Annotated in this window: 15 protein-coding genes; 1 reads left to right on the top strand and 14 read right to left on the bottom strand. The window is 35.1% G+C overall.

Annotated features, from left to right (window positions below):
- Positions 1-110: 110 nt before the first annotated feature.
- The 10 genes from KPL75_RS20740 to KPL75_RS20695 form a co-directional block, all read right to left on the bottom strand.
- Positions 111-740 (bottom strand): class II aldolase/adducin family protein, encoded by a 630-nt coding sequence (locus tag KPL75_RS20740; RefSeq protein ID WP_098778423.1) that lies wholly within the window; start codon positions 738-740, stop codon positions 111-113.
- A 249-nt stretch (positions 741-989) separates the two neighbouring features.
- Positions 990-3,248 carry an NEAT domain-containing leucine-rich repeat protein gene (locus KPL75_RS20735; RefSeq protein ID WP_219917575.1) on the bottom strand — a complete coding sequence of 753 codons (2,259 nt, stop codon included), beginning with the start codon at positions 3,246-3,248 and terminating at the stop codon, positions 990-992.
- Between the two features lie 452 nt (positions 3,249-3,700).
- The gene (locus KPL75_RS20730; RefSeq protein WP_219917574.1) at positions 3,701-4,483 is read right to left on the bottom strand and encodes a DeoR/GlpR family DNA-binding transcription regulator; all 783 of its coding nucleotides are present in this window, start codon (positions 4,481-4,483) and stop codon (positions 3,701-3,703) included.
- 40 nt (positions 4,484-4,523) lie between these two features.
- Positions 4,524-5,708, bottom strand: a complete 1,185-nt coding sequence (locus KPL75_RS20725) for a saccharopine dehydrogenase family protein (protein WP_219917573.1) — start codon at positions 5,706-5,708, stop codon at positions 4,524-4,526.
- Entirely contained in the window at positions 5,705-6,802 is a 1,098-nt protein-coding gene (gene phnW / locus KPL75_RS20720; RefSeq protein WP_219917572.1) for a 2-aminoethylphosphonate--pyruvate transaminase, read from the bottom strand. The genes KPL75_RS20725 and phnW overlap by 4 nt, the downstream gene beginning before the upstream one ends.
- Positions 6,803-6,817: 15 nt before the next feature.
- Entirely contained in the window at positions 6,818-7,612 is a 795-nt protein-coding gene (gene phnX, locus KPL75_RS20715; RefSeq protein ID WP_219917571.1) for a phosphonoacetaldehyde hydrolase, read from the bottom strand.
- A gap of 21 nt (positions 7,613-7,633) precedes the next feature.
- The gene (locus KPL75_RS20710; protein WP_219917570.1) at positions 7,634-9,391 is read right to left on the bottom strand and encodes a putative 2-aminoethylphosphonate ABC transporter permease subunit; all 1,758 of its coding nucleotides are present in this window, start codon (positions 9,389-9,391) and stop codon (positions 7,634-7,636) included.
- Positions 9,392-10,393 carry a putative 2-aminoethylphosphonate ABC transporter ATP-binding protein gene (locus tag KPL75_RS20705; protein WP_219917569.1) on the bottom strand — a complete coding sequence of 334 codons (1,002 nt, stop codon included), beginning with the start codon at positions 10,391-10,393 and terminating at the stop codon, positions 9,392-9,394.
- Positions 10,394-10,412: 19 nt separating this feature from the next.
- On the bottom strand, positions 10,413-11,489 hold the full coding sequence (locus tag KPL75_RS20700; protein WP_219917568.1) for a putative 2-aminoethylphosphonate ABC transporter substrate-binding protein: 1,077 nt from the start codon (positions 11,487-11,489) through the stop codon (positions 10,413-10,415).
- A 228-nt stretch (positions 11,490-11,717) separates the two neighbouring features.
- On the bottom strand, positions 11,718-11,870 hold the full coding sequence (locus KPL75_RS20695) for a hypothetical protein (RefSeq protein ID WP_000240799.1): 153 nt from the start codon (positions 11,868-11,870) through the stop codon (positions 11,718-11,720).
- Positions 11,871-11,970: 100 nt separating this feature from the next.
- Between KPL75_RS20695 and KPL75_RS20690 the strand changes: the two genes are divergently transcribed.
- Positions 11,971-12,354, top strand: a complete 384-nt coding sequence (locus KPL75_RS20690; protein WP_219917567.1) for a DUF3905 domain-containing protein — start codon at positions 11,971-11,973, stop codon at positions 12,352-12,354.
- Between the two features lie 40 nt (positions 12,355-12,394).
- Here the strand turns inward: KPL75_RS20690 and KPL75_RS20685 are convergent, their stop codons facing one another.
- From KPL75_RS20685 to KPL75_RS20670, 4 genes are all read right to left on the bottom strand, one after another.
- Positions 12,395-13,744 carry a TrkH family potassium uptake protein gene (locus tag KPL75_RS20685; RefSeq protein ID WP_219917566.1) on the bottom strand — a complete coding sequence of 450 codons (1,350 nt, stop codon included), beginning with the start codon at positions 13,742-13,744 and terminating at the stop codon, positions 12,395-12,397.
- A 23-nt stretch (positions 13,745-13,767) separates the two neighbouring features.
- A complete protein-coding gene (locus tag KPL75_RS20680) occupies positions 13,768-14,961 on the bottom strand; it encodes an NAD(P)/FAD-dependent oxidoreductase (protein WP_219917565.1) in 1,194 nt (397 codons plus the stop codon).
- A 94-nt stretch (positions 14,962-15,055) separates the two neighbouring features.
- Complete coding sequence (gene phaC, locus KPL75_RS20675; RefSeq protein ID WP_002170962.1) at positions 15,056-16,141, bottom strand: class III poly(R)-hydroxyalkanoic acid synthase subunit PhaC; 1,086 nt, start codon at positions 16,139-16,141, stop codon at positions 15,056-15,058.
- Positions 16,142-16,224: 83 nt separating this feature from the next.
- Positions 16,225-16,968 (bottom strand): acetoacetyl-CoA reductase, encoded by a 744-nt coding sequence (locus tag KPL75_RS20670; RefSeq protein ID WP_000250406.1) that lies wholly within the window; start codon positions 16,966-16,968, stop codon positions 16,225-16,227.
- Between the last annotated feature and the right edge of the window lie 149 nt (positions 16,969-17,117).

The following is a 17,117-nucleotide window of genomic DNA, read 5'->3' as shown; positions in this document are numbered from 1 at the left end:
ACATGTCAACATGTAATCTATGTATAATAAGGAGACCTATATTTTATGAGTGAAATTTATTTTTGAAACGCTTTCATTTTTATCGAATGGTAATCTCTGTGAATACATCTTTATATAACAGAACTTTTTGCCCCTTTTATCATTAAAAGCTTTACGTGATAGTTCATTAAATACTCAATACCTTCCAACCATTTTTTCGCTTCTTCTGGGGTTTTCCCCCACACGATCATTCCGTAATTATGAACAAGGACCACTCCTCCACCTTCAATAAAATTTGGAACATTATTTTCTAATAAATTAGCGAATTTCTTTTCATCTTCTACAATTGGAATTGTCATTTCTGTAATACCATCTTTTCCAAAAACACGTTCCACACTGCGTTTTTCGAATGTTACTTCTCCTTCTTTCCCATATAGCTCTGACATTAAATGACTATCTACAGTCTGTACTTGTAAAATGCATTCTGCACTACTTTTTTTATAAATATCCGCATGCATAAATGACTCTGTAGCTGGTTTTTCTTCGTTTTCAAATACTGGCTCACACATGCAATTTACGACAATAAAATCTTCTTCAGAAAATACCCCTTTATCTCTTCCCTCTACATTCACTAAAAATGTTAATGGCTCTTTTGACGTACACATCGATAAACTAATTTTTGTACCATAAAACCAATCGCGAAGTGCCAATTCTGCTTTTACATCTTTTAATTCGTTCCATTTCTTCAGAAAAAATAACATTTCGTCACCCCCGGCGTAATATTAATATAATGTTCAAATCCTTTCTATGTAAAAGGAATATTTTTTGATTATTCTAAAAATTTAATTGAATTATCACATGAGAACGCCTTTTTGTCAATACGGTTTCACCACTCCTCGTAAAAATAGGCAACTCACATGTAACCATTCCTGTCTATTTCCTACTTAAACTTGTACATATAAAAAATACGTTATTCTTTCTATTAAAGAATAACGTATTTTTCTCATTTACTATTTAGTTATTGCGTTATATAAAAACTGTGCATATTGTTCACGTGTTACGAAATCATCGCCTAAAAAGTTTCCTTTTCCATCACCTTTTGATATATTGTTATCCGCTAAAGCTTTCACGTATCCTTCTGCCCAATGACCACTTGGTACATCTTTAAAGTTCACTTGATTATTTCCATCTTCTTTTAGCTGAAATACTTTTTGTAATACTACTGACATTTCGTATCGAGTTAACACTCCGTCCGGACGGAATTTACCATTCCCGTCTCCCATCATAATACCTGCTTGTACAACTGCATCAATCGCATTTTCATACATATTTCCTTTCGTATCTGTGAATATCGTTTTCTGTTCAGGCTGACGTTCTAACTTTAAATACTTTTGTATCAGAACCGCTACTTGTCCGCGAGTAATGTTGTCACCAAATCCAAATTGTCCATTTCCATAGCCTACAAATAACTTTTCTTTCGCTAAATGGTTAATTGCTTTTTCTGACCAATGACCCTTTGGTACATCTTTAAATTCTATTACTTCTTCCGCTACTTTTTCATTTACAACATTTTGAATAACAGAACCAGTGAAGAAAATCCCTGTATCTGCAAATGGGTCTTTCACACCAAATTCATATACTTTCTCACCTGGTGTACTCCACTTAACTACATCGTTACTATACGTACCATCTTCACTCTTCAAACGAATTTTTGTAGAGATTTTACCATCTTTTTCGTATACAGGTACTTTCACTTCTTTATTTACTTCTGTTTCCGCTAAAAATATTTTTTGATTTTGAACATTAATGTAAGCTGTCTTACTTAACTCCACAACTGGTCTAACATCGCGAATTTCATTTGCAACAAAACTTAGAAATACTAACTTATTCAAATTACTAACTGGCGATAAGTCTGAAATATAATTTGCTTCTAAATCAAGCTTTTGTAAGTTTACTAGATTTGATAATGGAGTAATATCCTTTAACTCATTATTAGGTAAATCTAATTCTGTAAGCTGAGTCATTTTAGCAAGTGGTGTCACATCTTCAATTTGATTTTTCCCGATAAATAATTTATTTAATTGATTCATTTGATCAATACCCGATAAATCTTTAACCTTATTACGCGTTAATACTAAGTCCTTTAAAGGTAATGAATATAACGGTTTAATATCTTCAATTTGATTACCTGCTAAAGTTAAGTATGTTACATTTTTCAACGCGCTTAATGGAGCAACATTCGTAATTTTATTATTTGCTAAATTCAAGTAATCTAGTTGTTCCATTTTCGCTAATGCTGTTACATCTTCTATTTGGTTGCCTGATAGATATAAACTTTTTACATTTTTCATTTCAATTAGTGGTGCAACGTTTGTAATTTGATTATTACTCAAATCAAGAGATTCTAAATTATCCATCTTAACAAGTGGTGTTACATCTGAAAATTCATTACCACGCAAAGCTAAATGATTTAATTGCTTTAAATTCGCAAAGAACGACGGATCTGTTATCTTCGCATTCGCAACTGTTAAAGATTTTAAATTTGGCATATATTTTAATGCACTGTAATCAAGAATCTCATTCGTGTTTAAAAACAAGTCCTTTACTTGTAATAGCTCTTCTTTCGTAATTGGTGTATTTAAATCTTTTCTATTAAATACTTTTTTATTAACAAGTTCTCTTAATTTGTTATCCGTTATCATATTTTGACTATCAACTGGTGTATCCGTTTCCGTATTGCCTGAATTAGAGTTATCATCTGGTTTCTCTGTTTCTTTGTCGCCTAAAGTTGGATCTTTAATTTCAAATTGAACTTGATATTTGTGATCATATCCAATAGCCGGAATAAGTATATGCATTTGCATATTATGCTTCTTCTCAAATTCACCAATTTCAAATTGAACTACTTTCGTCCCATTTTTCCTCTTATCTTCTGACAAAACTTTCACATCATGAAATACACCTGGTTGGTTTCTATCTTCTATTCTAAGATATTGAAAATAATCGCTATCTTGTACTGTTGCAGTAACAACTTTTTTATTGTTTTCAATCGTCACTTTAGGATCTTTTATGTATTGAGAAACCATAGATGGTTCATCTTTTTGATCTTTATATATTTTAATTTCAGCATCATATATACGATCACTTACTGTTACTCCTGATTTAGTTGCTTCCATTGTAACTGCTGCTAATGCTGGAGTAGAGTATGCAGCAAATGGAATAGCTAATGATGTGGCTACTAATAGAGCCCTAATATGACTTTTTTTCAAAATAATATCCCCTTATCTTATATACATTTTAATTGATAACTAATATCAATTATATACAAATAAATGATAATGAATATCATTATCATTGTCAATAGTAATATTACAAATGCTTTTATTTTCTTTTAATAAGCAATTAAAAAACCCTTTATTCAAAGGGCTTTTTTACCTATCGTATGAAGAATCTCACTTTTTTCTTTCTCATTAATAACACCGATTTTCTGCAAAATATTCGTGTAAACTACAAGCTTATTATATATTCGTTCCGACATTCCCGTCCCCTCTTTCCTTCAGCCAACTTTTTTTCTATTGGTAAATTATATGAAGGAAGCTAGAAAATGTGTCCACTTTTTTTGCACGAATACAAACCTTTATTACTCATTATTCATGAGCATCTCAAAATTCACGTTAAACATTACTAATAATTAAAGAGAGATGGAATTTCTCACTGATTGTTAGCAAACTGTCCATTGAATATTATGCTTTTTGACTTCTTCTTCAAAACTATAGGGCATTTTCTTATCACAAATAACATGTTGAATACGAGAAAATCCTGCTATTCGGTAATTCCCTTTTACGCCTACCTTTGTATGATCACATAAAATATATGTTTTCTCAGCTAATTTCATCATCGCTTCTGACAGTTTCGCCTTTTCTAATTCAAAGCTAGAAACCCCAAAACCTGGCAACAACCCATCAATCGAAACGAATGCTTTATGAAAATGAAATTGATGAATTACTTGCTGTGAAATAGACCCCGACACACGTGAATGTTTTGGAGATACTTTCCCGCCTATAAATAAAACTTCACCGTGAAACATCTTTTTATTAATAGAAGAAATTAATTGTGTTGCTACTGGAAATGAACTTGTTACAATCGTTAAATTTTTACGATGAACAAGATATGGCACCATTTGAAGTGGTGTACTTCCATCATCAATCGCAATAACATCTCCATCTTCCACAAACGTTGCTGCTTTATACCCAATTCTTTTTTTCTCTTCTATATGCAGCATCTCTCGTTCTAACATCGGTGCCTCTATCCCAGCTCCCGGAAGTTGAACGGCTCCACCGTACACTTTTTTCAATTTTTTTTCACGATCTAATTCTTCTAAATACCGACGAATCGTCTCTGTTGATACTGCGAACTCTCTCGCTAATTCTGAAACTTTTACTTTCCCTTTAAACTCTACCTTTTCAAGAATTGTCCTCTTTCTTTCTTCACCTACTACAGACATAGCCTCACCCCATTTATATCTACCTCATAAACTGCCTTACTTATACAAAGTTATAATTTTCTTTTTCAATGAAAATCTCTTCATGAATATAAATACCGCGCTTTTCTAGTTCGTCAAAAATAATTTGTGGATTTTCGAAAGCTTCTTCAGGAGTAATAACACCGAATTTATTAACTACTCCTTTTGCAATTAACTCTGTAGCGATTCCAAATGGGATACCAACATTTCTTGTATAGGCTCTTAATTTCTCCCAACCTACTACAGAACCGTCAGATAGCGGATGTGTATGGTATAATACATGTCGCTGTTTTTGATTATTTTTCATACCTACTACTTCTACATGAAGTGCATAACCATAAAGCTCTGTTGCTTGCCCTTCTTTCGATTTTAATAGATACTTCGAAATACAATCCATAATACCAATTTCTTTACCGTTTATTTCAATTTGATCATTACGCAATATACCATAATCATATAAAGCACGAACGAGCTGCATATTTTGCTCTGGCCAAGTTCCTCTTGTTTCAATAAGCTGTACACCTTTATCTTCCAGTGCCTTCGCTAACGTAATCGTTTCTGAATGCGGGATTATATACTGCATTGTTTTTCCGTAAGGTGCTGGTAATTCAATTTCTCTCGGGCGCGCAAACGGCGGTACTTGCTTAAATTCACCTTCCTCATACACTGTACGCGTCGGCAAATGTGGATCATATTCATATGTGGTTGTCTCTGTAATTGATGCAGAAAAAGCAATCGGACGATACGAGCCATGACTTACTCGAACTGACTCTACAGTATCTAACTGATTTGCTGCATACATGGCCATCATTTGTGTTACACCTGGTGTCATACCAAATCCAGGTAAACATGTTGTTCCATGTTGAACAAATTTAGAGTGGGATTCATTTTCTTCACCAAATCCATTTAAGTTCACACCATGACAGCCGGCATCTGCGATACAGCGAGTAGACAATCCATTTAACTTTATCGTCGTACCATCCATTACAATGTCATAGCCTTTCATTTTTTCGACCGTATCCTCATGATTTGTCACATCGACTTTTACAAAATCAACACGAGGATCATTTAACCACTCTACTACTTTTCGGCCTTCCACTTCATTAAAATCGGCTACCGTAATCGTCTCAAAAGATGAAAATTGAACTAAATCTAAAATTGCTTCACGACAAATCTTACCTGCTCCACCTAAGCAAAATACTTTCACCCTATAACAACCCCTTTAGCAATACTATCAACTAAGCGAATAATATCTTCTTCATGTACATCACCGATATTTCCAATGCGGAACGTATCTACTTTCGAAATTTTACCTGGATAAATAACAAATCCATATCGCTTTAATTCATTATACAACTGCTGAAACTCAAATCCTTCACCTGGGTAAATGAAAGATGTAATAATAGGAGATTGATATTTTTTATCTACTAGTGGCTTAAATCCGATTTCGCTCATTCTATTCACTAATAGTTTTTGATTGTTATAATATCGATTGTAACGTGCTCTTACTCCGCCCTCTTTTTCTAGTTCCAGGAGCGCTTGATAAAAAGCGTGTACAATATGGGTTGGTGAAGTAAAGCGCCATTTCCCATTTTTCTCTTCCATCGTTTCCCACTGATCATATAAATCTAATGATAAAGAACGAGCTTGCCCTTTACATTTCAATAGTTCATCACGATTTGCGATGACAAAACCGAATCCGGGAACACCTTGAATACATTTATTCGCACTACTAATTAGAAAGTCAATTTGCAACTCAGCGATATCTATTTCAATACCACCGAAACTACTCATTGCGTCAACCAGTGTAACTTTTCCGTATTGTTTTCCTAATTTACATACGTCTACAATTGGATTAATAATACCTGTCGTTGTTTCACAATGAACGACGACAATATGCGTAATCTCTTTATCTTGTTGCAATAACTTTTCTACTTCTGCAATATTAGTAGGCTCCCACTCTTCTGTTTGACTGACCACCACATCTATATGTAACATCTCTGCCATTTGTACAATCCGCTTACCGTACGCACCATTTGTACAAACTAGCAACTTTCCGTTTCTAGGAATAACAGAACCAATTACTGCTTCAACCGAAAACGTACCGCTTCCCTGCATTAAAACTGTTGTGTACTTTTCTTCTTCCTTTGTCGCTAACGATACAAGCCTACTTCTTACCTCTTGCACCATCGTGTTATATTCAACATCCCACGTACACCAATCGTATAACATAACTTCTTTTACAGTTTTTGTTGTTGTTAATGGTCCTGGCGTTAATAATAAATAGTGATTTTCATTCATGACCCTATGCCCCCTTTATGAAATAATAAGTTCTTGTTTCTCGATATGTTCAATTACGTTTTCGAGCTCCTGCATCGTTTCAATTGTAAAATGAGCCCCATTTTCAATGAAACGATTACGAACTACTTCTATTTTTTCACGAAGCTCTAACGGATCCATATTCTCAACTTCCTCTTCCGTTAAACCGAGCTCACTACTACCGAGGATTACACCAACTGTCCACATTCCAGCATTTCTGCCCTCTTTCATATCTGACACGGTGTCTCCAACTTTTATCAGATGATTCAATGGATATACACCTAATTCCATCGCATTTTTATAACACATCCACGGATATGGACGACCTGCTGGAACATCATTTGGCGTCACAAGAAAATCAGGTTTATACCCTTGTATTTCTGCTTCTTTTGCTACAATGTCCATCATTTCTCTCGTATAACCAGTTGTTGAGCCAATTTTAATGCCTCTTTCACGTAATGAAGCAACCACTTCTTTCACCCCATCAATTGGCGTGGCATAGCTTGGCAAAATAGCAAAGAGAATTTCTTCAAATTCTTCATACATCTCATGAATGTCTGCTTCTGTTGGTAATTGTCCGAAGACATGCTCCCACTCATTCGCAATACGAGGCATTTCTGTTAGTGCCCTTACATGATCTATTTTTAATAATCCCATTGGCTTACGTGCTTCTTCTGCTGTAATTTCAACACCGCGCTTATGGAAGATTTCCATAAATACTTCCAGTGGTGCAAAACAACCGTAATCAACTGTCGTACCTGCCCAATCAAAAATAACTGCTTCAATTTTCATTCTATCCATCACCCTTCTTACTTATCTTTTTTGCCATTGTGACGTTCGATTACGAAGTGCTTTCGTTCCCCATTCATATACAACTCTCACTACAACATTTGTAACAACAATAAGTACACTCATTGCAGCTGCTGGTGCTACATTTCCTGCATCATCCATATTTACAATTGATACAGCAGCTAGTTTAAAATCAGCCGCATATAAGAACACTACTGCCGATACAGTTACCATTGAATTTACGAAATAGTACATAACCATTTCTAAAATAGCTGGTAAACACATCGGTACTGTTACTCGAAAGAAAGTTTTATAAAACGGTACGCTCATCGACTGTGAAACAAGTTCAAACTCTCGGTCCAGTTTCTTTAAAGCAGTCGTTGCGGTAACAAACGTTACAGAGTAAAAATGAATGATATTTACTAATACTAAAACAGCAATTGTGCCATATAAGGAATGAAACGGATTTGTTACTGAAAGTCCTAGAATTTGAATTGTTGGTTGACTGAAGAAAAAGACATATCCTAATCCAAGTACTAATCCAGGAATCGCTAACGGTACAATAGAGAAAAAGTAGCCTACTTTTCTGAAAAACTGTAGCTGTTCTATTTTTTCAATTGCATACGCGAACACAAATGTTAAAATTGCCCCAATAACCGCTGTAACCGCTGAGACAATTACACTATTTTTAAACGCTTCAAGTCCATCTCCCGTTAAACTTGAAAAATTAAAATGCTCAAATGTAAAACTCATATTATACGGCCATACTTTTACACTTGCAGCAATACCAACTGCAACGAATAAAAGAATGATCATAAGCGTTATTACGCTACAATATGCGAACGAAATAACATCTCTTTTCTTATTATTTATTATTCTGTAAGGTACTGCTTTTGAAGATAAGAGATTCCCCTGTTTTCTTTGCGTAATACGATCAACTGCAAATGCGAAAATAGCTGGGATTAATAAAATCATTCCGACAGTTGCGCCCATGGACATATTTTGCTGTCCAATTACTTGCTTATATACGTCAGTAGCAAGTACGTTATATTGTCCTCCAACAATTTTCGGTGCCCCAAAATCAGTAAAACTAAGTGTAAATACAACGAACATCGCGCTAATTAATCCATATTTCACGCTAGGTAAAGTAACCGTAAGAAACTGTTTCACTTTACTTGCACCTAACATATTAGAAGCTTCATATAAACGATAATCAGAACCTTGAAAAGCAATTAATAAAATAAGGAATGCTTGCGGAAATGTATACATAACTTCAGCCATTACAATTCCTACTGGTCCATATAACGGTATATGTATTCCTTCAAATAAACCAAACATCCCTTTCGTTATTAACCCTTGATTACCGAATAAATATGTAAGCGCAATACCATGCATCATCGTCGGTGCAAATAATGGTAATAATGCTACGTATTGAAATACGCGCTTTCCAAAAATATTTGTACGAGCGATTGCATATGCGTAAGCGAAAGCGAGTGTAACTGAAATAAGTGTTGTAGCGCCCGAAATCCATATCGTATTTTGTAATGATTGAACTAGCGTTGGTGTTGTGAAATATTTACTGAAATTCGCAACACCAACAAAAGCTCCATCTTTATCATAAAAGGCTTGTGTAAACAGTTGTAATAAAGGCAATACAAGCATGATAACAAATGAAAGAAGCATACCAATAATTAATAGTCTTTGTATCCACTCTTCTTTACCGATACGTCTCTTAATCTTTTTTTTTGTGCTTTCTACCTTAAAGTTTTCTAACATCTCCATCTATACAATGACCTTCTTTCCATATGACAACATATGATTTTCTGAGAAAGAGATTTGAATTGGCTTTCCTTTTCTAATAGCAGTTTCCTCTACTTCTGATGCCAATATATCCACTACAATTTTCTCGTTATAAAGGTGTGTTTTCTCTTCTATGACCCGCACTTCCGTCCGGTATACAGACCCGCGAAATTCCATGCTTTCTACAACTGTTTTAATACCATTATTTTGTACAACTGTTACATGTTCAGGACGAATTGCATGTTCTTCGTTATTTTTCGAAAAGAAATTAATAGAACCAATAAAATCTGCCACAAACGGATTGGCTGGTCTTTGATAAATCTCCTCTGGTGTTCCAATCTGCATAATTTCCGCATGATTCATTACAACAATTTTATCAGCCATCGTTAATGCCTCTTCTTGATCATGCGTTACCATAATAGTTGTGACTCCCACTTTTTCTTGCAAATCACGCATTTCTCTGCGCAACTTTTCACGCACTTTTGCATCTAAAGCAGATAACGGCTCATCAAGTAACAAAATATCGGGAGACAGAGCGAGCGCACGTGCAAGTGCTACTCGCTGCTGTTGTCCACCAGACATTTGAGCAGGATATTTATCTTTTACATTCAGCAAATCAACAAGTTCTAACGCCAATAGCGCTTTCTCTTTTACTTCTGCTTTTCCATGTTTTTTTGTCTTTAAGCCGTATTCAATGTTTTCAAGTGCTGTTAAATTCGGAAATAATGCATACGATTGAAAGACCATTCCGAAGTTCCTCTTTCCAGGCGGCAATGCTGTAATATCTTTTCCATTCACAGCTATACTACCTGTTGTTGCCTCTTCTAGCCCCGCTAAAATTCTGAGCAGCGTCGTTTTCCCACAACCACTTGGGCCTAATAAACAAACAAACTCATTTTTTTTCACTGTAAAAGATACATCTTTTAGCGCTGTAAACGCATCAAACTGCTTTTGAATGTGTTGAATTGATAAATATTCGCTCATTTTTCTCTCTCCCACTTACTTACTTTTTCGGTTCTGCTTTTTGGCCAAACTCTTTTTCCCAACGTTCTAAAATTTTATCGCGATTTTCTGCTGCCCATTTGAAATCGTTCTTTTTGTATAATTTTTCTGTTACATCTTTAGGGAATCCCTCTGGAAGTTTATAATCGTTTTTAATTGTCGCAAATCCATTTTTCTCGAAGTATAACTTCATTACATCATCTGTAATTGCCCAGTCTAAAAATGCTTGCGCTAATTTATCATTTTTTGCATTATCTTTCTTAATTAGTGCGTTCGCTTCTACTTCCCATCCTAATCCTTCTTTCGGTAAAACTACTTCAACTGGTGCACCTTTTTGTTTCTCTTTCAAAGCACTATAAACCATTGATACACCAACCGGATATTCACCTGCACCTGCTAATTTTGCTGGTTTTGAACCTGAATGAGTATAAGTTGCCATATTATCATGAAGTTTTTTCATGTAATCCCAGCCCTTATCTTCTCCCATAATTTGTAGCCATGCAGAAACCGTTAAAAATCCTGTTCCAGAAGAAGCTGGATGCGGCATAACTAGCGTTCCTTTATATTCTGGTTTCGTTAAATCTTCATATGATTCTGGCATCGGTAAATTTTTCTTCTTTAATTCTTCTTTATTCACAGCAATTCCAGTCATAAATGCAGTATTACCTACCCATTTTTCTGGCTTCTTATCATCTTTAAATTGTGGAAGTACACGATCTGCTCCTTGTGGAGAATATCCTTTTAACATGTCTTTTTTCTCTAAAGCTAATAGACTAGAAGCCGCTGTTCCCCATACAACATCTGCTTGTGTATTTTTTCCTTCAGCTAGCAATTTCGCTGTAATAACTCCTGTTGAATCACGAACAATGTTCAACTTCACATCTGGATACTTCTTTTTAAAAGAATCAAGATAAATCGGTACAAGCTCTTCTTCAATCGCTGTGTAAACAGTTAATGATCCAGATAATTTATCATCTTTCACTTTTGCTCCAGCACTTTCTTCTTTCTTTGCACCACACCCCATTAATAACGAAAATACCATTCCAGTTGCTACAGCTTTAAAGATTGTTTTTTTCACTGTTTCTCTCTCCTTTTACAAATCTTATGTACAACTCAAATATAAACAACTAGTGTAAAAGCAGTATTAAACCAACATTAATCTTTTGTTTGTTGGTTGTTTTTGTGCAATACGTTGCTACTTCTATGTTTTTTCGCATTTTTCTGCTAATATCAAACATGAAATTTACAAATAATTAAAAAAACCTTTATAATCCCACAAAAAAATGAGGCGTTTGTAAAAAACGCCTCATTTTTGTTTACCTTTTTTTGAATTACGATTTGCGTACTTTGCACTGTTTTCTCCTTCATACTCTAATGCAAATTCTGCATCTGGTAAGCTTTCTTTCGGAGTCTTATTATTGTTAATTGCCGCATTTTGTTTCACTTTTCTTTTTACCAATACGTTCACCTGCTCTCAAGAAATTACTTTCTACTCTAGTTTGGAGCAATTTGAAATAACTATTACTGGCAAGTGTTAACAAGTACATAAGATCTTATAGATGGAAATACTACATACGAACAAACCATTACAAAAAGGAGCGATTACTTTGAAGGAGAAAGAAACAATCCAATCGCCAATTTTAGACGAGACGCTCCCTCATCAAATGAACTTCCCTTCTTTTAAAGGAACAGGAAAAAAGATGCAACAACCTTTTGTAAATCAATATGATGTTGTAATTGGAGACAGTAAATACGATTCCGCGAACAGCCCATTAAACAATTGGAGTGATGAGGTAGACCCTGCCATTATGGCTGGGGATGAATGGATCCATCCTACAAATGATATCGGGTGGATTGCAGAAGAAAATCAAGAATTACTTAAAAATGAAGTTGATAATAAAAATGATGCTTTTATGCATCCCCAATTCGGAATTAACGATTAAAAAAAACCATTCTACCTAACGCAGGTAGAATGGTTTCATACTATCCAATAATAATTCTTTCTTTCGGATATTTATAGCGAGGTGGTTGTTCTCTTCCACCACTAGCTAATATAAATGTTAAAATACCGACGCGCCCGATAAACATAAGTACAATAAGTACAAGTTTACCAACAGTTGTTAAATCTGGCGTAATACCTGTCGATAAACCTGTCGTCCCGAAAGCAGAACAAACTTCAACGATCAAGCTCATAAGCGGTACATTTTCCGTAATGGATAAAATAAATAGCGCCGTGGCACATAATAATATCCCCATCGTCATAACGACAGATGCTTTCAGTACATCCTCTTCATGTAGCTGTCGTTTAAAGACTCGAACCGTTCTACCGCCCCTTGCAAATGTATATAACGATAATATACTAACCGCAAATGTTGTCGTACGTATCCCGCCCCCAACCGAACTTGGAGATGCTCCTATAAACATTAATATACTCATAAATAAAAGCGTAGGTTGTGACAATTCAAGTATATCCATTGTAGCGAGTCCACCGCTTCGCGTCGTCACAGATTGGAATAATGTATAGAAAACCGTTTCATGCCATGACTTTCCTACTAAAAAATGATTTCGTTCTAGTAAAAAAATCATGATGGTTCCAACAACAACGAGTGCAAAAAATGTCGTTGTCGTCAATTTTGTAAATAACGAAAAACGAAAAAGTTGCTCTCTCCTCTTACTAAGAAATTGCTTCACTTCCATTAACACAGGGAAGCCAATCGCTCCTAAAATAATAAGTAACATATGAATCATTTGAACGATATAATCTTTTTTGTACGGAATTAGCGATTGTCCTGTTAAATCAAATCCTCCGTTCGTCGTTGCACTAACAGCGGCAAAAAAACCGTGAAAATAAGCTTCTTGCCAAGTCGGGAAATATAGTAAAAACCTTGTACCTAACAGTATTGCTCCAATGAGTTCTATCGAAATAATTACAATTAAAATAGAACGCATCAATTCTACAAGGCCCGATAAATTTCCTTGGTTATGGTCTGCCATAATTAACCTTCTTCGCTGCAAACCAATCTTTTTACCCGTTATAATCCAAACGAATGTACCAAGTGCCATAATTCCTAATCCACCTAATTGTAAAATCAGGGCTAAAACAATAATTCCTGCTGTTGTAAACGTATCTGAAATAGTAACAACAGACAGTCCTGTAACGCTTACAGCACTAACAGATGTAAACAGCGCATCTATAAATGTCCAATTCACGCCAGGCTTCGTAACAAATGGTAAACTAAGTAAAATTACCGATACAACTACCGCTAGTAAATAAAATACAACGATAAGTTGCACGGGACGTAACTTTTGTAAAAACCTTTTTATATCTCTCATTCCATCACTTCGCTACCTTTTTTCTATCGATTAAATAAAGAAAAATCATCACTTTCTTCATTTGTAAATAACTGCTGAAATAGTTTCGCAAATACCATTCCGTATACAGTTCCATTTCCCCCATACGGCAGTGCGTAATATAAATTATGTATTTTTTTATCTTCTTTTAAAATAGGAAGACCGTCATGACTGCCACCAAATGCTGCTGCCCAATAGTACTCTGCCTGTATATTTTTATACTGCGGGAACATTTCTTTTACAATGTTAATAAGGAGATCACGCTTATGCAATAATTTCGTATCACCGATTTTTTGAATTTTCAGCGCCTCATCTAATCCGCCTACAATAATGCGGTTTCGATACGTTCGATAATACAAATACGGACGTGCTGTTTCCCAAATTAATGATTGCTCATGCCAGCCTTCAAAATGATCTATCTTATTTGTCACAACGGCATAAGACGTTTCTACTGTTGTATTTTTTTCTTTCTTTCCAAAAATTGCTTCATAACCTGTCGCCATAATAATATTTTTTGCTACGATTTTATTTCCTGTATTCGTGTAACAAATTAAATCATTTTGGATTTGTTTAATATGTAATGCCTCTGTATGTTCATATATAATAGCGCCCATTTGTTTCGCTTTATGCAAAAGACTATGCGCTAATAAATACGGATTCACTTCTGCATCACCGCTTGTATATAACGCTGCTTGTTTTGCAAATGAATAACGTTTCTTAATATCAGACTCTGTAAAATATTCAACCGGAAATCCATAATGGCGTAACGTATTATATTCTTCCTGTAAAAATGAAATATCCTCATCTCTACTTGCATAATACAAACTATTTCGCGGAATAAAATGGGGATCAATATCGAGAGTTGGCACAACCTTCTCCATTGTTTGCAGCGCTTCATAACAAAGTCTATATGCTCGTACCCCTTTCTCTTCACCAAATGTATGAATAAGAGAGGTCAACGATTTATCATGAACAAATTGTAATAATCCTGTATTTGCAGCTGTGCTACCACATGCAATTGCTCTTTTTTCAATGAGCATAACACGCATTCCAATTTTAGCTAACGAATACGCTATATGAGCACCTGCTTCTCCACTTCCAATTACTAGCACATCACATATCATATCATTTTCTAACGTTGGATAACAAGGTACAGAAACTCCAGCATTCCAAAACAACTTACCAGTCATAAGCTTCATAATTATACTCCTACAATGTATTTTTCTCCTTCCTATGTTTCGTCATTTCCCATAAAAAAATCCAACTAACATACGCTAGTTGGATTTCTTCTCTTTAATTAGAACGCTCTTCAAGCCAATTCCCAACCGTCGGATATGTTTGCTTTACAGCCGTTCCACCATACACGATAGACATATGTCCTGTCGGCAAACATACATACTGTTTATCTGTGCTAGAAATATGATCCAGTAAAGCTTCTACTTGACATGGCAGAGCAATGTGATCACGTTTCGCAGAAATATTTAAGACATTCGCCTTAATATTTGCAAGGTCTACCTTTTGTCCGCGAATAACGAGTTCACCCTTCACTAATTTATTATTTTGATAGAAATCACGAATCCATTGTCTATAAGATTCACCTGGGAACGGAATACCATCGCCTACCCACTTTTGAACTAATTTCCAACTTTCGACGAAGCGCTCATTTTCCGAACGATCGACTAAAGCAACATATGGACCGACAAAGTTTGTAATTGGTTTTAACATCTTATTTCCGAAATCAATCATTTCTGGCGGAATATTTCCGAATGTATCAACCGCTTTATCTAAATTGAAATATTTCTCATCTAATAAAGGACCGTATAATCCTGTTTCAGAGAAATCAAAAGGACTTGTCATAAAAATCAAGTTACGAATTGGCATGTCTGGATGAAGCGCTGCATAAATAGATGTTAACGTTCCACCCATGCAATAACCAAGTAAAGAAATCTCGTCCGATTTTGCAGTTCTCATTACTTTTTTCACTGCTTTTGCAATATAATCGAACACGAAATCATCAAACTTCAAATGACTATCTTCTAAACCAAATGTGCCCCAATCAAGCATATACACATCAAAACCACGATCTACTAAATATTCCACTAAACTATTTCCCGGAGTTAAATCCATAATATACGGTTTATTAATAAGAGCATATATTAATAAGATTGGAACTCTCTGTGTTTTTTCTTGTTTTGGAATGTAACGATAAAGCTTCGTTTTATTCTTCGTCCAAATAACCTCTTTCGGTGTTAAACCCACTTGTGGTTCTGGTTCGCGTAATAAAATTTCGCTCGCTCTTTTCACACGGCGATATGCTTTACGATATTCTTCTGGGTACAACTCCAATTGCTTTTCCCATTCCGTTACGAATGTGGTCATTTTTTCTATCTCCTTTTCGGTCAATTTCTTTCTAAAAAAAGAAGTGCATCCCTGCTATGGATATGCACTTTTTTCTTACTTCATTACATGTATAATCCGCCATTAATGTTTAATTGCTGACCTGTGATATACGCACCGTCACGGCATAGATATACTACACCTTTTGCAATTTCATCAGCTTGACCAAAACGTTTTTTCGGGATTTTCGCAACGATTTTTTGACGCACTTCTTCTGGTACTTCTGCTACCATTTCAGTATCAATAAATCCTGGGCAAATTGCGTTTACAGTTACATTTGTTCTTGCAAGTTCTAACGCTAATGATTTTGTAAATCCTAACATACCTGCTTTTGCTGCTGAGTAATTTGTTTGTCCAAATCCACCAGCTTGGCCAATAATAGAAGAAATACTAATGATTCTTCCTTCTTCTGCTTCCGATATGTATGGAAGTACCGCGCTTGTTGTATTAAATACACTGCTTAGGTTCACGTCAATTACGCGCTCCCAATCTTCACGATTTAACTTTTTGAATGTACGATCTCTTGTAATACCAGCATTATTAACAAGAATGTCAACTTTACCAAAATGATTCACAGCTTCTTCTACAAGTCTGTTTGCATCTTCTACTTTAGAAACATCCGCTTGAACTGCATAAACATCATGTCCTTCTTTTCCTAATTCATTTACTAAGTTTTCAGCTGCTTCTTTACTGCTGTTATAGTTAATAACTACTTTTGCTCCCTCTTCTGCTAATGCTACTGTAATTGCTTTTCCAATTCCTTTTGCCCCACCTGTTACGATTGCTACTTTGCCATTTAATTGAACCATTTCTTTTCCCCCTTAAATGAATTTGTGAACGATTGTTATGAATCATTTTGGTACTCATACTAATTGAGTCCATATATTTATATTAATTATGTTTCGTTGTTTATACATGAAAAGAGATTCTCCCTCTCTCTTTTACACGTTATAAACAA

Origin of the sequence: Bacillus sp. NP247 (assembly GCF_018966865.1) — a bacterium.
Taxonomy (GTDB): domain Bacteria; phylum Bacillota; class Bacilli; order Bacillales; family Bacillaceae_G; genus Bacillus_A.
Note: the sequence above shows the minus strand (reverse complement) of the source record. Positions and strands in the feature narration are given on the sequence as shown.